Source organism: Aquabacterium sp. (assembly GCF_041915145.1).
In the GTDB taxonomy this organism is placed as follows: domain Bacteria; phylum Pseudomonadota; class Gammaproteobacteria; order Burkholderiales; family Burkholderiaceae_C; genus Aquabacterium.
This window is the reverse complement of sequence record NZ_JAYSBZ010000024.1, coordinates 1-20903: the sequence shown is the minus strand read 5'-3', so window position 1 is coordinate 20903 and position 20903 is coordinate 1. Positions and strand designations below refer to the sequence as shown.

The following is a 20903-nucleotide window of genomic DNA, read 5'->3' as shown; positions in this document are numbered from 1 at the left end:
ATGAAGCTCCTCGCCCACCCCACCCCGCGCGTGCTGGCGCTGGCGGTGCAACTCGCGCTGCTGGCCGGCTGCACCACGCTGGCCCCCACCTACCAACGCCCCGATGCCGAGGTGCCCGCCAACTGGCCCGAAGCACCCTCGGTCAGCGCGTCCGCCGCCTCGGCGGCCGATCTTGAGTGGCAGGCGTTCTTCTCCGACCCCGCGCTGCGCCGCGTGATCTACGCCGCGCTGCAGCACAACCAGGATCTGCGCGTCGCGGCGCTCAACGTCGAGAAGGCCCAGCAGCAATACGGCGTGCAGCGCGCCGATCTGTTCCCGACCGTGAACGCCAGCGCCGGCCAGTCCGCGCGGCGCGTGCCCGAGACCACCTCGAGCACCGGGCAGGCTTACATCGGGCGCGAGTACACCGCCACGCTGGGCTTCGCCGCGTACGAGATCGACCTCTTCGGCCGCCTGCGCAGCCTGCGCGATCAGGCGCTGGAACAGTACTTCGCCACCGAAGAAGCGCAGCGCAGCACGCGCCTGAGCCTCATCGCCGAAGTCGCCACGGCCTACCTCACGCTGCAGGCCGACCAGGACCGCCTCGAACTGGCCCGCCGGACGCTGACCAGCCAGCAGGCCACCAGCGACCTCACGCGCCGCAGCCACGAGCTGGGCGTGGCCTCGGAGCTGGACGTGAGCCAGGTGCAGACCAGCGTCGAGTCGGCGCGCGGCGACGTGGCGCGCTACACCGCCACCGTGGCGCAGGACCGCAACGCGCTGGTGCTGCTGATCGGCTCGCCCGAGGCCGCCGCCAGCGTGCTGCCGGCCGCCTCCCAGCCCGCGGTGACGCTGCCCGAGGTGCCCGCGGGCGTGCCGTCCGACGTGCTGCTGCGGCGCCCCGACGTGCGGCAGGCCGAGCGCACGCTGCGCGCGGCCAACGCCAACATCGGCGCGGCCCGCGCGGCGTTCTTCCCGAGCATCACGCTCACCGCGCAGGGTGGCTCGACCAGCACGGCGCTGTCCGACCTGTTCACGGGCGCGTCGCGCACCTGGACGTTCGCCCCGCAGATCACGCTGCCCATCTTCACCGCCGGACGCAACCAGGCCAACCTCAAGATCGCCGAGCTGGAACGCGACACCAACGTGGCGCAATACCAGAAGGCCGTGCAGACGGCGCTGCGCGAGGTGGCCGACGCCCTGGCCCAGCGCGCCACGCTCGACGAGCAACTCGCCGCCCAGCAGGCGCTCACGCAAGCCGCGCAGCGCGCGCACGATCTGTCGGACGCGCGCTACCGCAAGGGCGTGGACAGCTACCTCACCACGCTCGACGCGCAGCGCGCGCTCTACAGCGCGCAGCAGGGTTTGATCAGCACGCGGCTGTCGCGGCAGACCAATCTGATCACCCTCTACAAGGTGCTGGGCGGCGGCACGGACGCGCCGGCGCCAGCCCATCAGTAACATGCCGTGCTGGGTAACGCTGCATCACCATGAACGACCTTGACCGCCCCGCTTCGCCCCGCGCCCAGGCTCGCCGCGAGCAAGTGCTCGAAGCCGCATCCGAGTGCTTCCGCCGCAAAGGCTTTCACGGCGCCAGCATGGCCGAGATCGCCAAGACCGCCGGCATGAGCCCGGGCCACATCTACAACCTCTTCACCAACAAGGAAGACATCATCGGCGCCATCGTGGCGCGCGATCAGTCCAAGCTCGACGCCATCGCGCAAGGCATGAAGGCATCGGGCGACGTGCGCGCCGCGATGCTGCAGCACGCGCGCATCGGCGTGAGCGACGTCACCGACCCGGCATCGGCCGCGCTGAGCCAGGAGGTGCTGGCCGAGGCTGGCCGCAACCCCAAGGTGGCCGAGATCGTGCAGGCCGCCGACGCCCGCTGGCGCGCGCAGCTGCAAGACCTGCTCAGCACCATCTGGCTGCGCGAAGGCCGCCCCGTGCCGCCCGACATCGCCGCCCGAACCGAGATGCTCACCACCATCTTCAAGGGCCTGACGGCGCGCGCCATCTACCACCCCGGCATCGACCGCGACGCCGTGGCGCCCGTGGTGCAGCGCGTGCTCGCCGCCTTGATGCAGGACTGAGCAGCCCATGCGCGCCATCCCGCTGGGCGAGCTGCTGCTGACGCGGCTGGACGACCCCGAGCACGCCGGGCTGCCCGCGCACCGCCGCGTCTTCGAGGCGATCCGCCAGGCCATCCTGCGGCAAGAACTCCCGCTGGGCGCCAAGCTGCCGTCCACGCGCGACCTCGCCAGCGAGTTGCGGGTGTCGCGCAACACCGTGCTCAGTGCCTACGACCAGTTGCTGGCCGAGGGCTACGTCGAAAGCCGCACCGGCAGCGGTACCTACGTGGCCGACACGCTGACGAGCGACTTCCCCGCCGCCGATGCCCCCCGCGCCGCGAGCGGGCGCCGCCAACCCGCGCGCTTGTCCGAGCGCGGCCAGCGGCTCACCGGGTTCGCCTCGGAGCGCCACTACGAGCTGCAGGAGTTCGTGGCCGGCGCCAACGACTTCTCGGGCTTCCCGCTCGAACTCTGGGCCAAGCTGCAAGCCCGCCACTGGAAGCGCCGCGAACCCGAGATGCTCGACTACTCGCGCGACGGCGGCCACGCCCCGCTGCGCGAAGCGCTCGCCGACTACCTGCGCATCTCGCGCTCGGTGCAGACCACGCCCGAGCAGATCCTCATCACCGGCGGCACGCAGCAGTCCATCGACCTGTGTGCCCGCCTGCTGGCCGACCCCGGCGACGTGGCCTGGATCGAGAACCCCGGCTACTGGGCCGCCAAGCGCCTGTTCGACGCCAATGGCCTGCAGCTGCACCCGGTGGCGGTGGATGCCGAGGGCATCGCCCCCGACGCGGCCGACTGGCAGACCCGCCCGCGCCTGATCTACGTCACCCCCTCGCACCAATACCCCTGCGACGTGGTGATGAGCCTGCAACGCCGCCGCGCCGTGGTCGACTTCGCCGCCCGCACCGGCGCGTGGATCCTCGAAGACGACTACGACAGCGAGTTCCGCTACGCCGGCCGCCCGGTGGCCTCGCTGCAAGGGCTGGACCGCCACGGCCGCGTCATCTACATGGGCACCTTCTCGAAGATCCTCTACCCCGGCATCCGCGTGGGCTACCTGGTCGTGCCACCCGAGCTGGTCGAGCCGATGCGCGTGGGCCTCACCGACCTGCACCGCCCCGGCCAGATGCCCGTGCAGGCGGCGCTGGCCGACTTCATCCGCCAAGGCCACTTCGCCAGCCACATCCGCACCCTGCGCCAGCGTTACGGACGCAGCCGCGCCATGCTGCAGCAGACGTTGCAACAAGCGCTGCGGCCCGAGGCCACGCTGTCGTCCGCCGACACGGGCCTGCACCTGGTGATCGGCCTGCCGGCCAGCTGCCCCGACACACCCCTCTGCGCCGAGGCCGCCCGCCAGGGGCTGGACGTGCGCCCGCTGTCGGCCTACTACATGGGCCCGCCGCGCCGCCAGGGCCTGGTGGTCGGCTTCGGCTACACCCCGCTCGATCAGGTCGAAACCCATGCCGGCGAGCTCGCCCGGCTGGTCAACGCGGCGTTACGGAATACCGCTCGGGGCGGCTGACCGCTGCGGCATGTCAATCCGCACCGGCCTCGACGTTGGATAATGGCGACTTTTGCCGGCGCCGCTGCAGCCTTGGTCGCCAGGCTGCCTCTCGGTGGTCACGCGCGGCCCGCCCCCCTCACCGGCCACCACCCCCTGCTCTTGCCATGTCGAATCTGTACGAAGAAAAGGTGCTCAGCGTCCACCACTGGAACGACACGCTGTTCAGCTTCAAGACCACCCGCAACCCGGGTCTGCGCTTCCAAACCGGCCAGTTCGTGATGATCGGCCTCGAGGTCAACGGCCGTCCGCTGCTGCGTGCCTACAGCATCGCCAGCCCGCACTACGAAGACCACCTCGAGTTCTACAGCATCAAGGTACCCAACGGCCCGCTGACCTCGCACCTGCAGCACCTGAAGGTCGGCGACACCCTGCTCGTGGGCAAGAAGCCCACCGGCACGCTGATCAAAGACAACCTCGTGCCCGGCAAGAACCTCTATCTGCTGAGCACCGGCACCGGCCTGGCGCCCTTCATGAGCACCATCCGCGACCCCGACTACTACGAGGCCTTCGAGCGCATCATCGTCACCCACGGCGTGCGCGAATGCAGCGAGCTGGGCTATCACGACTACATCACCAAAGAGCTGCCCGAGAACGAGTTCTTCGGCGAGCAGGTCAAGAACCAGCTGATCTACTACCCGACGGTCACGCGCGAGGCCTTCCGCAACCAGGGCCGCCTGACCGACCTGATCGAGTCGGGCAAGCTGTTCACCGACATCAACATGCCGGCGCTCAACCCCGAGCACGACCGCGTCATGCTGTGCGGTAGCCCGGCGATGCTGAAAGACCTGGTCGAGATCCTCGACAAGCGCGGCTTCACCGAAGGCAATATGGGCACGCCCGGCACCTACGTGATCGAGCGCGCCTTCGTCGAGAAGTAAGCCCCCCGCTCAGCGGCCCCGGGCCTGGCTCAGGGCTGCTGGCGCCGAGCCGCGATCACGCCGCTCAGATACGTCCACACAAAAGTCGCCGCCGCGTTGCTCGTCAGTTCGGCGTGGTCATACGGCGGCGCCACCTCCACGCAATCCATGCCCACCCAGGGCAGGTCGTGCAACTCTTCAAGCAGCGTGAGCACCTGCGCGGTGGTCATTCCACCCGGCTCGGGCGTGCCGGTACCTGGCGCAAAAGCCGGGTCAAGGCAATCGATGTCCAGCGTCAGGTAGACCGGCGCGTTGCCGGCAGCGGCCACGCGGCGGCGGATCTCGTCGATCACGCCCGCCAGTTGCTCGGGGCTCTCGCGGCCGCGCAGCTCGCGCGCCGTGAACACGCGCCCGCCCACGTCGTTCACGTACTCGCGCGCCTTGCGCACGCCCGCCGAGCGGATGCCGATCTGCACCGTGGCCTCGGGGATCACCAGGCCTTCTTGAATCGCCTCGTACGTCCAGGTGCCGTGGCCCGAGGGCTCGCCGAAGTGGTCGACCCAGGTGTCGCAATGCGCGTCGAAGTGCACCAGCGCCAGCGGCTGCCCGAGGCGGGCCCGGTAGGCGCGCAGCAGGGCCAGCGTGACCGAGTGGTCGCCGCCCAGCCAGCACAGGTGGTGGCGCCCCAGCAGGGCGGCGATCTGCGGCTGCAGCGCCTCGCGCGCGGCCTCCAGCGCGGTGTTGGGCGCCACGAGGTCGCCGACGTCGGTCAGCCAGTCGAGCGGGGCCACGTCGAACAGCGGGTGCGTGCCGTCGCACAGCATGTGGCTGGCGCGGCGGATGGCGTCGGGCGCGAAGCGCGCGCCTGGCCGGTTGGTGACCGCGCCGTCGAACGGGATGCCCGCGACCGCGAAGGGCCGGGCGGCGTCGCCCGGCGGTGCCTTCAAGAAGGTGTTTTGCGAAAGATAGGCAAAACCGTGTTGCGACATGTCTCGACTGCGCGGCGCAAGGGCGCTTGGTGGCGATCCGCGCAGCGTCTCACAACGGCCCGCGCAAGACAAGCGCCGCGCAGCATCGCGTCAACGCCCGCGAGCTTTCGGCCCGTACGGGCAATACCCTGGGCGCGGCCCCACCTGCGGGTGCTTGCGGCAGGTGCCGGGGCGTCGCTCGTAGACCGTGCAGCGGCGCGTGACGGCGTCGAGAAAGCTGCAGTCCCCACTGGCACGACGCGCCAGCGTGAAGATCTCGTGCTTGAAATTGAAATGGTCGAGCAGCCCGGCCTTGGTCAGCCGCCTGGCGATCTGCTTGGCCGCCTCGTGCTCGGCCTCGAACGGGTCCACCAGACCCAGCCCCACCAGATCCGCCAGTTTCACCTCCACCGGCATCGTGCAGCAGTTGGCCACGCAGTTGTCGCACAGACCGCTGCGGTAGCGCGTCCAGGTGTCGAGACGATCAACGTCTACCAGCAAGATCGAGGACTTCATGTGTGGCGCCCGCGTCGGTCGCGACCCCAAGCAAAACGCCCAGCAAACGAAGTGCTTGCTGGGCGTTGCATCTTGGTGGCCTGGGGCGGAATCGAACCACCGACACGCGGATTTTCAATCCGCTGCTCTACCAACTGAGCTACCAGGCCGTGAAAGACTTAGATTCTATCACGTCCCGAGCATGTTTTTCTTGCGCCCCAGGTCGACGCCCAGTTGCTTGAGTTTTCGATACAGGTGGGTGCGCTCCAGGCCGGTCTTTTCGGCCACGCGGGTCATGCTGCCGTTTTCGCGGGCGAGGTGGAATTCAAAGTAGGCCTTCTCGAAGGCGTCGCGAGCCTCGCGCAGCGGGCGGTCGAGCTCGAAGGTCTGCTCGGGCTGCGGGCTGTGCACGATGGGCAGCGCCAGCGGCGCGGGCACGCTCATGGCCGCCTCGATGGTGAGGTCGGCATGGTTGCGCAGCGACACCACCGGGGCAGGCGTCGGGCGCGGAGCCGGCGCGGCGGGCTTGACGAGCGCCTGTTCGACGGCCCGCAACAGCTTCTGCAGCGTGATCGGCTTTTCGAGAAAGGCCATGGCGCCGAACTTGGTGGCCTCGACGGCGGTGTCGATGGTGCCGTGACCCGACATCATGATCACCGGCATGGTGAGCTGCGCGGTGGCGGCCCATTCCTTGAGCAGCGTGATGCCATCGACGTCCGGCATCCAGATGTCGAGCAACACGAGGTCGGGGCGCAGGCGCTCTCGCAATGCTCGCGCCTGCGCGGCGTTCTCGGCCAGCTCGACGGTGTGACCTTCGTCGGTCAGGATATCGGACAACAGGGCGCGGATGCCGAGTTCGTCGTCAACAACAAGGATGGTGGCCATGAATCTGAGATGAGTGCGTCGCGTTGGCGAGGGGCTTTGCGAGGCTCCTGCGCACGTTCGGCGGGCTGTCACTCTGGCGACGGCGCCAGTTTTGAAAATGATAGCGAAACTTGTGCCCCGCTCACGGCATTCGGATCGGTGGTATTTGTATGTTGATTGCTCAGGCGCACGATGGCGCCGTGCTCGTCGGCGATCTTCTTGACCACCGCCAGCCCCAGCCCGGTGCCTTTGGCCTTGGTGGTGACGTAGGGCTCGAAGGCGCGCTTGAGGAGCTTGTCGGTGAAGCCGGGGCCGTTGTCGACCACCACCAGCCGCACCGAGCGCGGCGCGCCTTGCTCGTCGCGCTTGAGCGCGGTGCGCAGCGTGACGCGACCGTCGGCCCGCTCGGCCACGGCGTCGAGCGCGTTCTGCACGAGGTTGTGGATCACCTGGCGCAACAGGGTCGGGTCGCCCATGATCCAGGGCAGCCCCGGCCCGCACTCGGCGGCAAGTCGCCCGGCCTCTTGCTCGGCGCCGTAGAGCGCGAGCACGTCGGCCACCACGACGTTGAGGTCGAGCGGCGCCAGCTTGGCCGTGGGCAGGCGGGCGTAGTCGCGGAATTCGTTGACCAGCTGCTTCATCGCCTGCACCTGGTTGACGATGGTCGTCACGGCCTTGACCAGCAGTTGCTGGTCGGCGCCTTCGAGCTTGGCTTCGAGCTTGAACTGCAGCCGCTCGGCCGAGAGCTGGATCGGCGTGAGCGGGTTCTTGATCTCGTGCGCCAGGCGCCGCGCCACTTCGCTCCAGGCCTCGGCGCGCTGGGCCGAGACGACCTCGGTGATGTCGTCGAACACCATCAGGCGAGCGTGACGCGGCAAGCGCGCGCCGCGCACCAGCAGCGTCAGCGGCTCCTGGGCCGCGTCGGTCTGCAAATCGTAGGACTCCTGCCAGTGATCGCGCTCGCCGTGCTCGGGCTCGCTGGCGTGCAGCTCGAAGCGCTCGCGCACCGCACGCCCCAGCTCGGCCAGACCCGGCACGGCTTCGAGCGTGCGGCCTCGGTAGGCCGACAAGGGTCGCCGCAGGATGCGCGTGGCGCCGGGGTTGACGACGTCGATGTTGCCGGCGGCGTCGAACACGATCACGCCGGCCGTGAGGCTGTCGAGAATGGTCTGCAGGTTGGCGCGCGCGGCTTCGAGCTCGCCCACGCTGCGATCGGCCAGGGTGCGGGCGTCGGCGAGCTGCTGGGTCATGGCGGCGAAGGCGCGCGTGAGGCCGCCGAGTTCGTCGCGCGATGCGAAGACGGCCTTGGGGCGCAGATCGCCGTGCGCGACTTCGTCCATGCCCTCGGCCAGCAGCAGCAGCGGGCGGGCCAGTTGCTGGCCCAGCGCGGCGGCCAGCAGCAAGGCGCCGAACACCGCGAGGATGAGCGCCAGCGTGAGCGTGCCGATGTACATCTTGCGCAAGCCGCCGCGCGCCAGCGAGCGTTGCTGGTATTCGCCGAAGGCGCGCTGCACGGCCAGCGCGTTGACGGCCAGATCGGTGGGCAGGATCTGCGTGACCAGCAAGTAGCGGTCGTGCGCCGCGAGGCTCAAGGTGGTGGCGGGCACCCAGGCCAGCGCCCGGATGCGGGCATGCACGCCGGTGGCGGTGCCGGCGTCGTCGTCGAGCCCTTCCACCACCGCCACCACCGCGCTGTTGCGCGCCTGGCGCAGCATGGCGGCGGTCGGGCGGTCGGCGCCGCCGATGGCGGCATCGACGCGCAAGCCCTCGCCACCGCCGACGCCCACGTTGGTCACGGCCTGACCGGTTTCATCCACCAGCGCCACACCCTGCACGCCGAGCTGCTCGCGCAGCCGCTCCAGCGTGATCGGCTGCGACGCGGTGGCGTTGTCGGCCAGCCGCTCGGCGGCCAGACGCGTCTTGGTGGCGAGATCGAGCGTGAGGGTATCGAGCGTGCTGCGGCCCAGGTTGAGGCCGGCTTCGAGCGCGCCCTCGACGCTGACGTCGAACCAGCTCTCGATGCTGCGCGACACGAACTGGTACGACACGGTGTAGATCAGCACCCCGGGCAGCACCCCGACGAAGGCGAAGATGGCCGCCAGCTTGAGCAACAAGCGACTGCCGAACTTGCGCCGGAACAACCGCATGGCCAGCCGCCCCGACGCCAGCACGATGACCAGCACGAGCAAGGCCGCGATGACCACGTTGACCCAGAACAGCGCGGTGAAATGCTGCTCGTAGAAGCGGCTGCTGGTGGCGGTGACCAGCAGGAAGGCCAGCACCAGGCCCCCGCCGGTGAGCGCCACCAGGGCGACGATCCAGGCCCAGCGGGTGGCCTTCTTGCTCATGGGCATGCCGGCCCCCGGCGGGCGCGATCAGCGCGCGGCGGCATCGGGCACCGCCACGTTGCGTTGCACCGCCAGCGCCCACTCCACCTGGCCGCCCAGCCCGATCTGCAGCGGGCGCGGCAGCTGGGTGGTGTCGAGCCGGTAGCTGAATTCAAGATAGACATTGCCTTCGCCGGGCAGGGGGTCGGCGATCTTCCAGCGGGCGCTGCGGGTGATGGCCAGCAGGGCTTCGGGCAGGGCGGCGAAATGCTGATGCAGGCCGCCGACGCTGACGCGCCAGTTGCGGGTGAGCGGCTGATAGGCCAGGCGCCAGGTGCGGCTGGCGTGGGCCAGGGCCTTGTCGCGCCAGTACCAGCGCGACTGCATCAGCTCGGCCTCGGCCACGAAGTACAGCGGCACGCCCTTGTTCAACCCTTCTTCGATGCCGCGCGGCAGGTCGAAGTGCACGGCGAAGTCGAGCAGCACGCCGTCGTCGGCCCGGCTGACGTTGAGCGTGCGCAGCTCGACGGGCGCCGTGGTGGGCGCGTCGGCGGCGTAGGCCGCGCCGGCCAGCAAACCGCACGCCAGCCAGGCCGCCACGCGCACCTGCCGGGCACGCGCGGCCACCCGCGCGGCGGCGATCAGGCAGCTAACGATGACGGCGGCGAACGTCACGAGGGGCAAAAGCAGCCCCCGCTGGTTCAGCCGGGGCGTTTTTCAAACAGGGCGTAGTAAAAGCCGTCGAGCAAGGCCGAAGTGGCGCTCGTCGGGACCAAAACGGGGGCTCCTGCCCCCGCCTCGGGATTGTCAGCCACCGGCCCCACATGACCGGGTGCGAATTGCACCAAGGCGCCTGGGGTGCGTTGCAAAAACGCATCGCGCCGATGCTGACCTTCGTCACGGAACACCGAACAAGTGCAATACAGCAGCCGCCCGCCGGGGGCCAGCAGGGGCCACAGGGCGTCGAGCAGCGCGTCTTGCGCGCGGGCCAGCGCGGCGATGTCGGCCTCGCGGCGCAGCCAGCGCACGTCGGGGTGACGGCGCACGATGCCCGAGGCGCTGCAGGGTGCGTCGAGCAAGATGGCATCGAACGGCCTGCCGTCCCACCAACTGGCGGGTTTGGCCGCGTCGGCCGCGCGCACCTCGGCATGCAGGCCCATGCGGGACAAGTTTTCACTCACTTTCTTGGCGCGCTCGGCATCCACATCCAGCGCCAGCAGATCGAGATCGGCCAGCTCCAGCAGATGCGCCGTCTTGCCGCCCGGGGCGGCGCAGGCGTCGAGCACGCGGGCACCGGGGCGCAAGCCGGCCCCGATCAGCAACGGCGCCGCGAGCTGCGCGGCGGCGTCCTGCACCGACACGTCGCCCGCGTCGAAGCCGGGCAGGCGCTGCACCGGCTGGGGCGCGGCCAGCACGACGGTGTGGCTGCCGACGGCCTCGCCCGCGATGCCCGCCTCGCGCAGCCGCGCCACGTAGGCCGGGGCATCGAGCCGCCGGGCGTTGACGCGCAAGGTCATGGGCGGACGGGTGTTGTTCTGGCGCAGGCAGTCTGCCCAATGGTCGGGCCAGTCGCGCTGCAAGGCGGCGATCCACCAGCGGGGGTGGTTCCATTGCGCCACCGGGTCGCGCTGCACGGCGGCGGCCACCGCCTCGGGCTCGCGCAGCACGCGGCGCAGCACGGCGTTGACCAGCCCGCTCTGCGCCGGGGCGTGCTTCTTGACGGCGCGCACCGCCTGGTCGACCACGGTGTGCGGCTCGTAGCGTGGCGCCTCGGCGTCCGGCGCGGTGGCGTCCAGCGGCAGCAGGCTCAGGGCGATCAGCAGCAGGGCATCGACCCAGCCGGATGGCGCGCGCTTGACGAATGCGCCGCGCACCGCCTGGGCGGCCCCCAGGCGACGCAAGGCGTGAAAGGCCAGCGCCTGCGCGCCCGCTCGCGCCTTGGGCGGACACGCGGCGAGGGCATCGGTCAGCGAACGGCCGGCCTGCACGGCGGCCACCGCCTTGGCGGCATGGAAAAGCAGTTCGGCCAGCGGCAGACTGGCTGCGCTGGCCGAACGGGCGTCCGAAGAATGGGGGGCTGAGGCAGTCACGCGCGCAGTCTATGCGCTGCGCGGCGCGCGCCCCGATCAGACGCCGAGAAAGTGGCGGCGGTAGCGGGCCGGCAGGTCTTGCAGGCGCATCAGCATCGGCAGGTCGGCGGTGTTGAAGTCAGGGTCCCAGGCCGGCGCGCCCAGCACCTTGGCGCCGCAGCGCAGGTAGCCCTTGATCAGCGCGGGCGGCTCGACTTCGAGGTCATGCTCCAACTCGTTGACCGGCAGCGGCAGGCGCGGACGCACTTGCAGCTCGATCGGGGCCAGATGCGTGTGGCGCAGCTTTTCCCACAGGCTGGCGGCGAAGTGGCCGCCGTCGCGCATGCTGACGCTGGCGCAGCCGACCATGGTGTCGAGATCGTTGCGCACCATGAACTCGGCCAGCGCGCCCCACAGCGCCATGATGGCGCCGCCCGAACGGTGATCGGGGTGCACGCACGAGCGGCCCAATTCGACCATCTTGCCGCGCAGCGGGCGCAGGCGTGTCAGGTCGAACTCGGTTTCGCTGTACAGGCCACCCACGCGCCGGGCCGCGCTGGGCGTGAGGACGCGGTAGGTGCCGATGACCTGCCCCGGCTCGCCGTCGTGGCCATAGGCGCGCACCAGCAGGTGCTCGCAGAACGGGTCGAACACGTCCACGTCCAGCCCGGCAGGCGTGCCGGCGGGCGGCGTCAGGCGCGCGCCCATTTCTTCGGCGAAGACCTGATATCTCAGGCGCTGCGCTTCCAGAATTTCGCCCGCATCGCGAGCCCAAACGACTTCAAACCGGACGCGCTCGCTCGCAGCGCCGTCGGCAGGGGACGTCGAGCGGCGGTGAAGTGACCTCCGTGGGCTACGGATGTCGGACAACGGCAGCGTGGGCAAGGGCAGATCCCGCATGGGTGTCTCCGGTTCAGGAATGCCGGCAGTGTGGGCACCGGGCATGACGCGCCCATGAATACCGCATGACACCCCCGTGACAACACCGAGGCCGATGGTGCGGCGCAGCACGCCCGAACGGCCCAGGCGGCATCCGCCAAAAGAGTCATGCGCTCGCGATAAAGGCGGGATAAACGGGTGTTTCACCGCTGCGAGGCGTCAGGCCCGGGCTGTTAGCATCCCTCGCATGAGCTTGCAGATCTTCGGGCTGGCTGTCTCGCGCGGTGTCGCCATCGGGCGCGCGGTGCTAGTGGCGTCCAGCCGGGTCGACGTTGACCATTACTTCATCGACGCGTCGCGCACCCCGGCCGAGCTGGAGCGGCTCGATGCGGCGCGCGCGGCCGTCAACGCCGAGTTCGAGACGCTCAAGCGCGACCTGCGCGCCGACGCCCCCGCCGAGATCGCCGCCTTGCTCGACGTGCACCTGATGCTGCTGCACGACGAGCTGCTGATCGGCGCGGCCAAGCAATGGATCACCGAGCGCCACTACAACGCCGAATGGGCGCTGTCGGCGCAGCTCGAAGTGCTGGCCCGCCAGTTCGACGAAATGGACGACGCCTACCTGCGCGAGCGCAAGGCCGATCTCGAACAGGTCGTCGAGCGCCTGCTCAAGGCCCTGAACGCCAGCGCCAACGGCGCGCTGCACGGCCCGGTGGCCAGCGTGGCCACGGCGTCGTCGGCCATCCAGCCGCGCGACTTCGGCGGCGAAGACCCGCTGGTGCTGGTGGCGTCCGACATCTCGCCGGCCGACATGCTGCAGTTCAAGCGCAGCGTGTTCACCGGCTTCGTCACCGACGTCGGTGGCAAGACCTCGCACACCGCCATCGTGGCGCGCAGCCTCGACATCCCGGCGGTGGTGGGCGCGCGTCAGGCCAGCAGCCTGATCCGGCAGGACGACTGGGTGATCATCGACGGCGACGCCGGGCTGGTGATCGTCGACCCCTCGCCCATCGTGCTCGAGGAATATCGATTCAGACAGCGCCAGAGCGAGCTCGAACGCCAGCGCCTCTCGCGCCTGCGCCACACGCCAGCCGTCACGCTCGACGGCGAGCAAGTCGAGCTGCTGGCCAACATCGAATTGCCGGGCGACGCCCCCGGCGCGCTCGAATCCGGCGCGCAGGGCGTGGGCCTGTTCCGCAGCGAATTCCTGTTCATGAACCGCAACGGCAAGCTGCCGACCGAGGAAGAGCAGTTCGAGTCGTACCGCGCCGCCGTCGAAGCCATGCACGGCCTGCCGGTCACCATCCGCACCGTCGATATCGGCGCCGACAAGCCGCTCGAACGCCTGACCGCGCAAGAGCTCAAGCACGAGTCGATGCTCAACCCGGCGCTGGGCCTGCGCGCGATCCGCTGGAGCCTGTCGGAGCCCGGCATGTTCCGCCAGCAGTTGCGCGCCATCTTGCGCGCCTCGGCCTTCGGCCATGTGCGCCTCTTGATCCCGATGCTGGCGCACCTCACCGAGATCCGCCAGACCTTCGAGGCGATCAACCAGGCGCGCCAGCAACTGCTCGACGCGGGCCAGCAACTGGGCCGCATCGAGATCGGCGCGATGATCGAAGTGCCCGCCGCGGCGCTGATGCTGCCGACCTTCCTGCGGCATTTCGATTTCGTCTCGATCGGCACCAACGACCTGATCCAGTACGCGCTGGCCATCGACCGCGCCGACGAAGGCGTGGCCCACCTCTACGACCCCTGGCACCCGGCCATCCTGCGCCTGGTGGCCGACACCATCCACTTCGCGCGGCTGGCCGGCAAGAGCGTGTGCGTGTGCGGCGAAATGGCGGGCGACACCGCCTTCACCGAGATCCTGCTGGCCATGGGCCTGCGCAGCTTCTCGATGCACCCCACGCAGATCGCGTCGGTCAAGCAGCGCATCCTGCGGGCCGACACGCGCCGCCTGCAGGCCAAGGTGCACGACATCCTGGCCAGCGACGACCCCGAGCGCGCCGCCAAGCTGGCCTTCGGCGAGAGCAAGGCGACCAGCCTGGCAGCCTGATGTTGACCTGATCGCGCCGGCTGGCGACGCCTCACGCGCCGCGCGACAAGGCCTCGTCCACCAGTTCGATCCAGTGCTTGACCGGCGTGTTGGTGCCGGCCTGCAAGTGCGTGATGCAGCCGATGTTGGCGCTGGCGATCACCGCGGCGCGGTCGGCTTGCAATTGCTCGAGCTTCTGCGTGCGCAGGCGGCTCGAGAGCTCGGGCTGCAGCACGCTGTAGGCGCCGCCGGCACCGCAGCATTGCAGCGGGTCGTTGAGCGCCAGATTCACCTCGAAACCCAGCTCGCGCATCAGCGCTTCGACGCGGCCTGGCGAGCGCTGCGCGTGGCTCAGGCTGCAGGGCGGGTGGTAGGTGACGGCACCGAGCGCAGGCGGCGCCTCGCCCTTGCGCACCCGCATGCGGCGCTGCATGGCGGGCAGCTGCTCGGGCAGCCACTCGCCGATGTCGCGCGCCCAGTCGCTGACGCGCCGAGCCTTGTCGGCGTAGGCCGGGTCGTCGGCCAGCCAGTGGGCGTATTCCTTGACCATGGCGCCGCAGCCCGAGGCATTGATCACCAGCGCCTCGGCGCGCACGCCGCTGGCGCCGCGTCCGCCCTTGGCCTGGCCCTGGATGTAGGGCCACCAGGCGTCGATGTTGCGGCGCATGGCGGCGCGTGCCGCGTCGTGGTCGCCCAGGTGAGCGTGCAAGGCGCCGCAACAGCCCGAGCCCTTGGCCATCACGGTGCGGACGCCGCAGACGTCGAGCACGCGGGCCGTCGCAGCGTCCACATGCGGGCGCAGACCGGGCTGCACACAGCCCTTGAGCAGCACCACCTGGCGCGTGTGCAGGGCTTGTTGTTCGGCGCTCGGCCAGGCCGGCGCGGCCAAGGCCGGCGCCAGCGGCACCAGCTCGCGCAGGCGGCGCGGCAGCACGCCCCGCACCGCGCGGCCCAGCCCCAGGGCCGGCTTGAAGAAGCGCGAGGTGAGGCCGTTGCGCAGCAGCCAGCGCAGCGTGCGGTCAGCACGCGAGCGCGGCACGGCGCGGTCCACCACCTGCTGCCCCACTTCGAGCAACTCGCTGTAGCGCACGCCCGATGGGCAGGTGGTTTCGCAATGGCGGCAGCCGATGCAGCGATCGAGGTGCTGTTGTGTTTCGACCGTGACGGGCGCGCCCTCGAACACCTGCTTCATCAGGTAGATGCGACCGCGCGGGCCGTCGAGCTCGTCGCCGAGCAGCCTGTAGGTCGGGCAGGTGGCGTTGCAGAAGCCGCAGTGCACGCACTGGCGCAGCACGCGCTCGGCGGCGCGGCCCTCGGGCGTGTCCTTGAACTGGGGAGCGAGGTTGGTTTGCATGAGCAGGAGTCAGGACGCGCGAGGGCGGTCGGCGCCGAGGCGGTCGTCGAACAAGCGGCCGCGGTTGAAGATGCCGGCGGGGTCGAAGGCGCGTTTGAGTTCGCGGTGGATGCGGTCGAGCGGCGCCGGCAGCGCACCGTGCACCAACGCCGTGGCGCGCGTGCCGGGGTGGCCGACGAACAAGGTGGCATGCCCGCCGACGCTGGCCACGCGCTCGCGCAGTTGCTCGGGCTTGAGCGCCGTGCAGACCCAGCGCAGCGCGCCGCCCCACTCGACGAGCTGCTCGCCCGGCACGCCGAGCGCCGGCGCGGTGGGCGGCACCGACAGGCGCCACAGCCCGACGCGCCCATTGCCCGCCGCCACCGCCGCACGGGCCTTGGTGAAGAACTCGTCTTGCTGGTCGCGCAGGCCGGCCCAGAACTGGTCGGACGCGGGCGGCGGGATCACATCGCCGCCGAGCTTGCGCGCGGCCGTCTGCACCTCGGCGCGCGCGCCGCGCAGGCGCAGCAGCAGCATGCCGTCCCACCACGCGCTGGCGTCGATGGGCCAGGGCTTGGACGCCGAGCGCGCCAGGCTCTCGAGCGCATCGACCTCGCCGCACTCGAAGCGCAGCGTGAGCGTGTCGGCCGCCACGGGCATGACCTTGAGCGTCACGTCCACCAGCATGCCGAGCGTGCCCATCGAGCCCGCGAGCAGACGCGACACATCGAAGCCCGCCACGTTCTTCATCACCGAGCCGCCAAAGCGCAGCAACTCGCCGCGCCCGTTGAGCAAGGTCGCGCCCAGCACGTGGTCGCGCAACGCGCCGCCGCTGGCCGCCCCACTGGCGCGCGACGGCCCGCTGAGCCCGCCCGCGACCACGCCACCGATGGTGCTGGTAGGGCCGAAACGCGGCGGCTCGAAGGCCAGGTGCTGACCGCGCTGCGCCAGCGCGGCTTCGACCGCTTCGAGCGGCGTGCCGGCGCGCGCGGTGATATAGAGCTCGCTGGGCTCGTAGCTGACGATGCCGGTGAGCGTGCGCGTGCTGATCGGCTCACCCACCAGCGGGCCACCGAGAAAGTCCTTGCTGCCGCCGCCCACGATGCGCAGCGGCGTGCCATCAGCCGCCGCAGCCTGCACCTGGTCGATCAGGACGTCGATATTCGATTTGAGCTGCATGTTGGTCAGAACCGCTCCAGCTCGGGGAAGCTCAACACGCCGCCGCGCACCACTTGCTTGCCGTACTCGGCGCAGCGGTGCAGCGAAGGGATCGCCTTGCCGGGGTTGAGCAGACCCTGCGGGTCGAACGCCGCCTTGAGCCCGCGCATCTGCGCCAGCTCGGCGGCCGAGAACTGCACGCACATCGAGTTGAGCTTCTCGACGCCCACGCCGTGCTCGCCCGTCACCGTGCCGCCCATCGCGACGCTGGCTTCGAGAATCGCCGCGCCAAAGGCTTCGGCGCGATGCAGTTGGTCGGGGTCGTTGGCATCGAAGAGGATGAGCGGATGCAGGTTGCCGTCACCCGCATGGAAGACGTTGACGCAGCGCAGCTGGTATTGCGCCTGCATCGCCTCGATGGCTTCGAGCATGTCGGCCAGGCGCTTGCGCGGGATGGTCGAGTCCATGCACAGGTAGTCGGGGCTGAGCCGCCCGCTGGCCGGAAAGGCATTCTTGCGACCGCTCCAGAAGCGCAGGCGCTGCGCCTCGTTGTCGCTCACGTCGAGCCGGGTCGCGCCACTAGCAGCCAGCACCTGGCCCATGCGCTCGATTTCTTCTTCCACCGCCTCGGGCGTGCCGTCGCTCTCGCATAGCAGGATGGCGGCGGCGCTCAGGTCGTAACCCGCCTTGACGAAGTCTTCGACGGCCGCAGTCATGGGCTTGTCCATCATCTCGAGCCCAGCCGGAATCAAACCCGCCGCGATGATGTTGGCGACGGCGTTGCCGGCCGAGCGCACGTCGGGGAAGCTCGCCACGATGCAGCACGCCAGCGCCGGCTTGGGCCGCAGCTTGACGAGCACCTCGGTGACCACGCCCAGCAACCCCTCGCTGCCGATGAAGGCCGCCAGCAGATCGAGCCCCGGCGCATCGAGCGCGGCGCTGCCCAGCGTGAAGGGCTCGCCCTCGATGGTGAAGCCGCGCACGCCCAGCACGTTGTGCACCGTGAGGCCGTATTTGAGGCAATGCACGCCGCCCGCGTTCTCGGCCACGTTGCCGCCGATGGTGCAGGCGATCTGGCTGCTGGGGTCGGGCGCGTAATACAGGCCGTGCGGCGCGGCGGCCTCGCTGATGGCGAGGTTGCGCACGCCGCATTGCACGCGCGCAGTGCAGGCCAGCGGGTCGATATGGACGATGCGGTTGAAGCGCGCGAGGCTGAGCGTCACGCCCATCGGGTGCGGCAGGGCGCCGCCCGACAAGCCCGTGCCCGCGCCGCGCGCCACCACCGGCAGGCCGAGGCGATGACAAGCCTTGAGCACGGCGGCCACCTGCTCGTCGGTCTCGGGCAAGGCCACGGCGAGCGGGCGGCGGCGGTAGGCGCTCAGGCCATCGCACTCATACGGCGTGGTCGATTCATCGGTGTGGAGCAGCGCATGCGCCGGCAGCACGGCCCGCAAGGCGCTGACGACTTCGGCCTGGCGACGCGCGCGCTGCGTGGGGTCAACCGGGTGTTCGGGATCGAGCTCGTTCGTGTCGAGCAGACTGGGCGCATCCATCAACAAGCTCCGTGCGCCGCGCGGATCACCTCACGAAGCGTGAGGCCCGCGCGGGCTGGCGTCGATGGTAGCGCGAGGCCCCGCGCTCGCGCCCTGGGGCCTCACCTTGTTGCCGTCACACCACCACGACGCGCAGGCTCGGCACCCGCGAGAGCTGCGACCAGTCGCGCGGGTCGACCGCCAATTGCGCGCCGTGCCCGGTGAAGCGGTAGTGCCTGCCGGTGATCGACGAGGTGACGCTGAGCGCGCCGTGGCCGATGAACTCGAACAGTCGCGGTCGCGCGCGCGGCCCGGCGCTGTGCAAGGGGGCGTTGCCCGCGCGTGCCGCAACTGCCGGTTTGGCGGGGGCCGCCTTGGCGCGCGCCGCCCCGCCGTCGCCCAGGGCAACGGCGCGCCCGGCCCGGCCACCCAAGCCATCGAGCGCGCCCGGCGAGGCGGCCCCCAGCGCAACGCGGGCGCGCGGCGCGGCAACGGGCGAGGCCGACGAGTCCTCCAGCGACGGTGAAGTCCAGCCATCGGCGAGGCTGGGGCGCATCCAACTGTTTTGCGACATGTTCGACTCCTGAAACCTTCGCCGACCGACCTGCCGTGAGCAAGCGTCAGCGTGGCATCGAACTGTGCCGAGGCAATGCGTTCAGGGCGATCCCTATGGATAGGGTTGCAGGCCGCCCGGCAGGGGGGAATCGACACCCGAAGAGGGTAACCCTCCCCCATCCGAGCGCCCACTTCCGGGCGCTCCGCCGAGCGCCTTTTGTCGAGGCTCAAGCCGGCGCGGTGAAGACCGTGAGGACGCCGGTGTAGCCGTAGACATGCTGGCGCGCGATCTCGCCGCCGGCGAAGAAGCCGACCAGCGGCACCTCGCCGAGCGCCTGGCGCACCGTGCGAAGTTCGGCGTGCGGTGCCCCGAAGTGCGCCCCGCCCCGGCCCGAGCAGCTCACGTAGAGCGCGCCCGCCACCCGACGCGGCGCGCCACCCTCGTCGCCCTCGATCTCTTCGCGGATCTCGGTGGCGATGCGCGTCAGGTCGAGCCGCGCCGCCTGCGGGTTGCGCGTGCAGAACGCCAGCCGCGCGCCGCGCTCGGCCGACTCGGCCACCGCGAGACCGCGCCGCAAGGGCTCCAGCCCCACGAGATGGCGCACGCGGGTGTCGGTGCCGAACTGCCCCGGCCGGGCCAGCGCATCGGCCCCGGCGGGCGTCAGGCCGGCGAGCGTGGTGCGCAGACGCGGCAGCAGCTCGCGCTGCGGCAGCTCCGCCGCCATGTCGCCGACCACGCCGAGGTCGCGCAGCAGGCAATCGAGCGCGGGCTCGCCGTCGAGGCTGATGACGAGGTTGCCCTCGCATTCCGTGATGACGCGCGCCGGCCCGATGGGCTGGCAGCCCTGGGTGACGCGCGACACCACGTCCACCTCGGCATCGAACGCCACGCCCGACAGCCCGCCGCTGAACACCGCGTCCGCCAGATGCCAGGCCTGCAGCGACGGCGCGCGCGATACCGCCAGACCGCCAAACAGATAGCCCGTGGTGGTGCGCTCGGCCAGCTCGGGCAGCAGCTCGCCCAGATCGGGCGTGTGGCCGTCGGCATGCACGAGCGCCGTGTGGGCCACGAAACCCGAGCCGGGCGCGGGCCAGGCCTGACGGCCCGAGAAAATGCGAAAGTGCCCGCGCGGCAGGGTCGAGAGCATCAGGACCAGCGCGGGTTCGTCGAGGTACTCGACCCCGCAAGCCGACACCCCCGCCCCCACGGCCCCCACCCACGACACCCCCGGCACCCGCTCGTGCAGCTCGGCCACGATGGCCTCGCCGTGCCCGGCGTAGTGGTCGGTGACGTAGCACCAGCCCAGCGTGAACGGCTCCAGCTCGGCGCCACCGGCCGCGGCCCGCGCCGCCCACGCATCGCTCTGGGCATGCAGCTGCGCCAGACTCAGGCCCAGCGCCATGCGCCAATCGGGGTGCGTGGCATGCGCCTGCAGGAACAGCGCCATCCGGTCAGTCTTCAGCCGAGGTATCGCGGGCCGGTCGCGAGCCAGCCGGCCGGGTGCGCGTGCCGGACTGGCGCGAGGCCTCGGCCGCCTTGCCGCGCGCGGCGGTCTTCTTGGTGGCCGACGCCGCGCCGGTCTTGCGCGCCGGCTTGGCGGCGGAGGCGGCCTTGCCGCCGGCGTGCTGCGCGGCGGACACATCGGCCTTGAGCGCGTCCTGCATGGTGCTGGCGGCGAGGTCGGTGAACTGCTTGGTCAGCGAGCCCCACCAGCGCATCGGGTCGATGGCGCCGCCCGATCCGGCCGGTTCGCCAGCATCGGCAGGCGCCGCCTCCTGCGGCGTGTCCACCTTGAGCGATTCGCGCAAGGCATCGACCGGCACGTTCATGCCCTTGAGCGTGTCGAGCGTCATGCGCTGCACTTCGAGCGCCTGGATGGTCATCGAGATCATGCGGGCGTTCTGCTCCAGCCAGAACTGCACGGTGCGCAGGTCTTGAATGCGCTTGTCGAGCTCGGCCGGGTCGAGCGTGGGCGCCACCCACTGCCCCATGGACGGCATCGCGGCGCTGGCCCCCTTGGTCCATTGCTCGATGAAGCCGAAGCCGGGCATCAGCTTGCCGAGATTCCAGGCGGCGCTGAGGGGGTCGGTCGAGGATGGGTCCTGGCTCATGGGAGGGTCTCCGGTTTTGATCGATGGTTTTGATTATCGGCAGCCGCGTCAGGTGTCACCTGATCGTCAGCGGGACGCGCGCTGATTTTCATGGCAAT

The 20903-nt window shown here is 70.5% G+C and carries 18 protein-coding genes and 1 tRNA gene; 5 read left to right on the top strand and 14 right to left on the bottom strand.

What is annotated here, in order from left to right:
• The 4 genes from adeC to ACE3SS_RS06525 all read left to right on the top strand — a co-directional run bounded on the left by adeC (position 1) and on the right by ACE3SS_RS06525 (position 4499).
• Entirely contained in the window at positions 1–1440 is a 1440-nt protein-coding gene (adeC, locus tag ACE3SS_RS06540) for an AdeC/AdeK/OprM family multidrug efflux complex outer membrane factor (protein ID WP_374592360.1), read from the top strand.
• 29 nt (positions 1441–1469) lie between these two features.
• Complete coding sequence (locus ACE3SS_RS06535) at positions 1470–2072, top strand: TetR/AcrR family transcriptional regulator (protein WP_374592359.1); 603 nt, start codon at positions 1470–1472, stop codon at positions 2070–2072.
• A gap of 7 nt (positions 2073–2079) precedes the next feature.
• On the top strand, positions 2080–3579 hold the full coding sequence (locus ACE3SS_RS06530; RefSeq protein WP_374592358.1) for a PLP-dependent aminotransferase family protein: 1500 nt from the start codon (positions 2080–2082) through the stop codon (positions 3577–3579).
• Positions 3580–3725: 146 nt separating this feature from the next.
• A complete protein-coding gene (locus ACE3SS_RS06525; protein ID WP_374592357.1) occupies positions 3726–4499 on the top strand; it encodes a ferredoxin--NADP reductase in 774 nt (257 codons plus the stop codon).
• A 29-nt stretch (positions 4500–4528) separates the two neighbouring features.
• On the opposite strand, the gene speB is transcribed toward ACE3SS_RS06525, so the two are convergent.
• The 8 genes from speB to ACE3SS_RS06485 all read right to left on the bottom strand — a co-directional run bounded on the left by speB (position 4529) and on the right by ACE3SS_RS06485 (position 12101).
• Positions 4529–5467 carry an agmatinase gene (gene speB / locus ACE3SS_RS06520; protein ID WP_374592356.1) on the bottom strand — a complete coding sequence of 313 codons (939 nt, stop codon included), beginning with the start codon at positions 5465–5467 and terminating at the stop codon, positions 4529–4531.
• A 90-nt stretch (positions 5468–5557) separates the two neighbouring features.
• Positions 5558–5962 carry a YkgJ family cysteine cluster protein gene (locus ACE3SS_RS06515; RefSeq protein ID WP_374592355.1) on the bottom strand — a complete coding sequence of 135 codons (405 nt, stop codon included), beginning with the start codon at positions 5960–5962 and terminating at the stop codon, positions 5558–5560.
• 73 nt (positions 5963–6035) lie between these two features.
• Positions 6036–6111, bottom strand: a tRNA-Phe gene (locus ACE3SS_RS06510).
• Positions 6112–6130: 19 nt separating this feature from the next.
• A complete protein-coding gene (locus ACE3SS_RS06505) occupies positions 6131–6826 on the bottom strand; it encodes a response regulator (RefSeq protein ID WP_374592354.1) in 696 nt (231 codons plus the stop codon).
• Between the two features lie 68 nt (positions 6827–6894).
• On the bottom strand, positions 6895–9153 hold the full coding sequence (locus ACE3SS_RS06500; RefSeq protein ID WP_374592353.1) for an ATP-binding protein: 2259 nt from the start codon (positions 9151–9153) through the stop codon (positions 6895–6897).
• A gap of 27 nt (positions 9154–9180) precedes the next feature.
• A complete protein-coding gene (locus tag ACE3SS_RS06495) occupies positions 9181–9807 on the bottom strand; it encodes a DUF4390 domain-containing protein (protein WP_374592352.1) in 627 nt (208 codons plus the stop codon).
• Between the two features lie 26 nt (positions 9808–9833).
• Positions 9834–11222 carry a 16S rRNA (cytosine(967)-C(5))-methyltransferase RsmB gene (gene rsmB, locus ACE3SS_RS06490; protein WP_374592351.1) on the bottom strand — a complete coding sequence of 463 codons (1389 nt, stop codon included), beginning with the start codon at positions 11220–11222 and terminating at the stop codon, positions 9834–9836.
• 36 nt (positions 11223–11258) lie between these two features.
• Positions 11259–12101 (bottom strand): GNAT family N-acetyltransferase, encoded by an 843-nt coding sequence (locus ACE3SS_RS06485; RefSeq protein WP_374592350.1) that lies wholly within the window; start codon positions 12099–12101, stop codon positions 11259–11261.
• 226 nt (positions 12102–12327) lie between these two features.
• Here ACE3SS_RS06485 and ptsP point away from each other — a divergent pair, with 226 nt between their 5' ends.
• Positions 12328–14136 (top strand): phosphoenolpyruvate--protein phosphotransferase, encoded by a 1809-nt coding sequence (gene ptsP / locus ACE3SS_RS06480; RefSeq protein WP_374592349.1) that lies wholly within the window; start codon positions 12328–12330, stop codon positions 14134–14136.
• A 31-nt stretch (positions 14137–14167) separates the two neighbouring features.
• Here ptsP and glcF read toward each other — a convergent pair whose 3' ends face one another.
• The 6 genes from glcF to ACE3SS_RS06450 all read right to left on the bottom strand — a co-directional run bounded on the left by glcF (position 14168) and on the right by ACE3SS_RS06450 (position 20805).
• Positions 14168–15469 carry a glycolate oxidase subunit GlcF gene (gene glcF / locus ACE3SS_RS06475; protein ID WP_374592348.1) on the bottom strand — a complete coding sequence of 434 codons (1302 nt, stop codon included), beginning with the start codon at positions 15467–15469 and terminating at the stop codon, positions 14168–14170.
• A 9-nt stretch (positions 15470–15478) separates the two neighbouring features.
• Positions 15479–16627: a glycolate oxidase subunit GlcE gene (gene glcE, locus ACE3SS_RS06470; RefSeq protein ID WP_374592347.1), complete on the bottom strand. Its 1149-nt coding sequence runs from the start codon at positions 16625–16627 to the stop codon at positions 15479–15481.
• A gap of 5 nt (positions 16628–16632) precedes the next feature.
• On the bottom strand, positions 16633–18159 hold the full coding sequence (locus ACE3SS_RS06465; RefSeq protein WP_374592346.1) for an FAD-linked oxidase C-terminal domain-containing protein: 1527 nt from the start codon (positions 18157–18159) through the stop codon (positions 16633–16635).
• Positions 18160–18274: 115 nt separating this feature from the next.
• Positions 18275–18712, bottom strand: coding sequence for a hypothetical protein (locus ACE3SS_RS06460; protein WP_374592345.1), 438 nt, complete (start codon positions 18710–18712; stop codon positions 18275–18277).
• A gap of 208 nt (positions 18713–18920) precedes the next feature.
• Positions 18921–20141, bottom strand: coding sequence for an FIST N-terminal domain-containing protein (locus ACE3SS_RS06455; protein ID WP_374592344.1), 1221 nt, complete (start codon positions 20139–20141; stop codon positions 18921–18923).
• A 4-nt stretch (positions 20142–20145) separates the two neighbouring features.
• Entirely contained in the window at positions 20146–20805 is a 660-nt protein-coding gene (locus ACE3SS_RS06450) for a PhaM family polyhydroxyalkanoate granule multifunctional regulatory protein (RefSeq protein ID WP_374592343.1), read from the bottom strand.
• Positions 20806–20903 lie beyond the last annotated feature (98 nt).

What these genes read in the sequence shown, in the direction of transcription:
- ACE3SS_RS06455 (WP_374592344.1), bottom strand. Translation starts at nt 20,141, where the DNA reads ATGGCGCTGTTCCTGCAGGCGCATGCCACGCACCCCGATTGGCGCATG.
- glcF (WP_374592348.1), bottom strand. Translation starts at nt 15,469, where the DNA reads ATGCAAACCAACCTCGCTCCCCAGTTCAAGGACACGCCCGAGGGCCGC.
- ACE3SS_RS06515 (WP_374592355.1), bottom strand. Translation starts at nt 5,962, where the DNA reads ATGAAGTCCTCGATCTTGCTGGTAGACGTTGATCGTCTCGACACCTGG.
- ACE3SS_RS06505 (WP_374592354.1), bottom strand. Translation starts at nt 6,826, where the DNA reads ATGGCCACCATCCTTGTTGTTGACGACGAACTCGGCATCCGCGCCCTG.
- speB (WP_374592356.1), bottom strand. Translation starts at nt 5,467, where the DNA reads ATGTCGCAACACGGTTTTGCCTATCTTTCGCAAAACACCTTCTTGAAG.
- ptsP (WP_374592349.1), top strand. Translation starts at nt 12,328, where the DNA reads ATGAGCTTGCAGATCTTCGGGCTGGCTGTCTCGCGCGGTGTCGCCATC.
- adeC (WP_374592360.1), top strand. Translation starts at nt 1, where the DNA reads ATGAAGCTCCTCGCCCACCCCACCCCGCGCGTGCTGGCGCTGGCGGTG.
- ACE3SS_RS06465 (WP_374592346.1), bottom strand. Translation starts at nt 18,159, where the DNA reads ATGGATGCGCCCAGTCTGCTCGACACGAACGAGCTCGATCCCGAACAC.
- ACE3SS_RS06535 (WP_374592359.1), top strand. Translation starts at nt 1,470, where the DNA reads ATGAACGACCTTGACCGCCCCGCTTCGCCCCGCGCCCAGGCTCGCCGC.
- ACE3SS_RS06525 (WP_374592357.1), top strand. Translation starts at nt 3,726, where the DNA reads ATGTCGAATCTGTACGAAGAAAAGGTGCTCAGCGTCCACCACTGGAAC.
- ACE3SS_RS06485 (WP_374592350.1), bottom strand. Translation starts at nt 12,101, where the DNA reads ATGCGGGATCTGCCCTTGCCCACGCTGCCGTTGTCCGACATCCGTAGC.
- ACE3SS_RS06460 (WP_374592345.1), bottom strand. Translation starts at nt 18,712, where the DNA reads ATGTCGCAAAACAGTTGGATGCGCCCCAGCCTCGCCGATGGCTGGACT.
- ACE3SS_RS06530 (WP_374592358.1), top strand. Translation starts at nt 2,080, where the DNA reads ATGCGCGCCATCCCGCTGGGCGAGCTGCTGCTGACGCGGCTGGACGAC.
- ACE3SS_RS06450 (WP_374592343.1), bottom strand. Translation starts at nt 20,805, where the DNA reads ATGAGCCAGGACCCATCCTCGACCGACCCCCTCAGCGCCGCCTGGAAT.
- ACE3SS_RS06500 (WP_374592353.1), bottom strand. Translation starts at nt 9,153, where the DNA reads ATGAGCAAGAAGGCCACCCGCTGGGCCTGGATCGTCGCCCTGGTGGCG.
- glcE (WP_374592347.1), bottom strand. Translation starts at nt 16,627, where the DNA reads ATGCAGCTCAAATCGAATATCGACGTCCTGATCGACCAGGTGCAGGCT.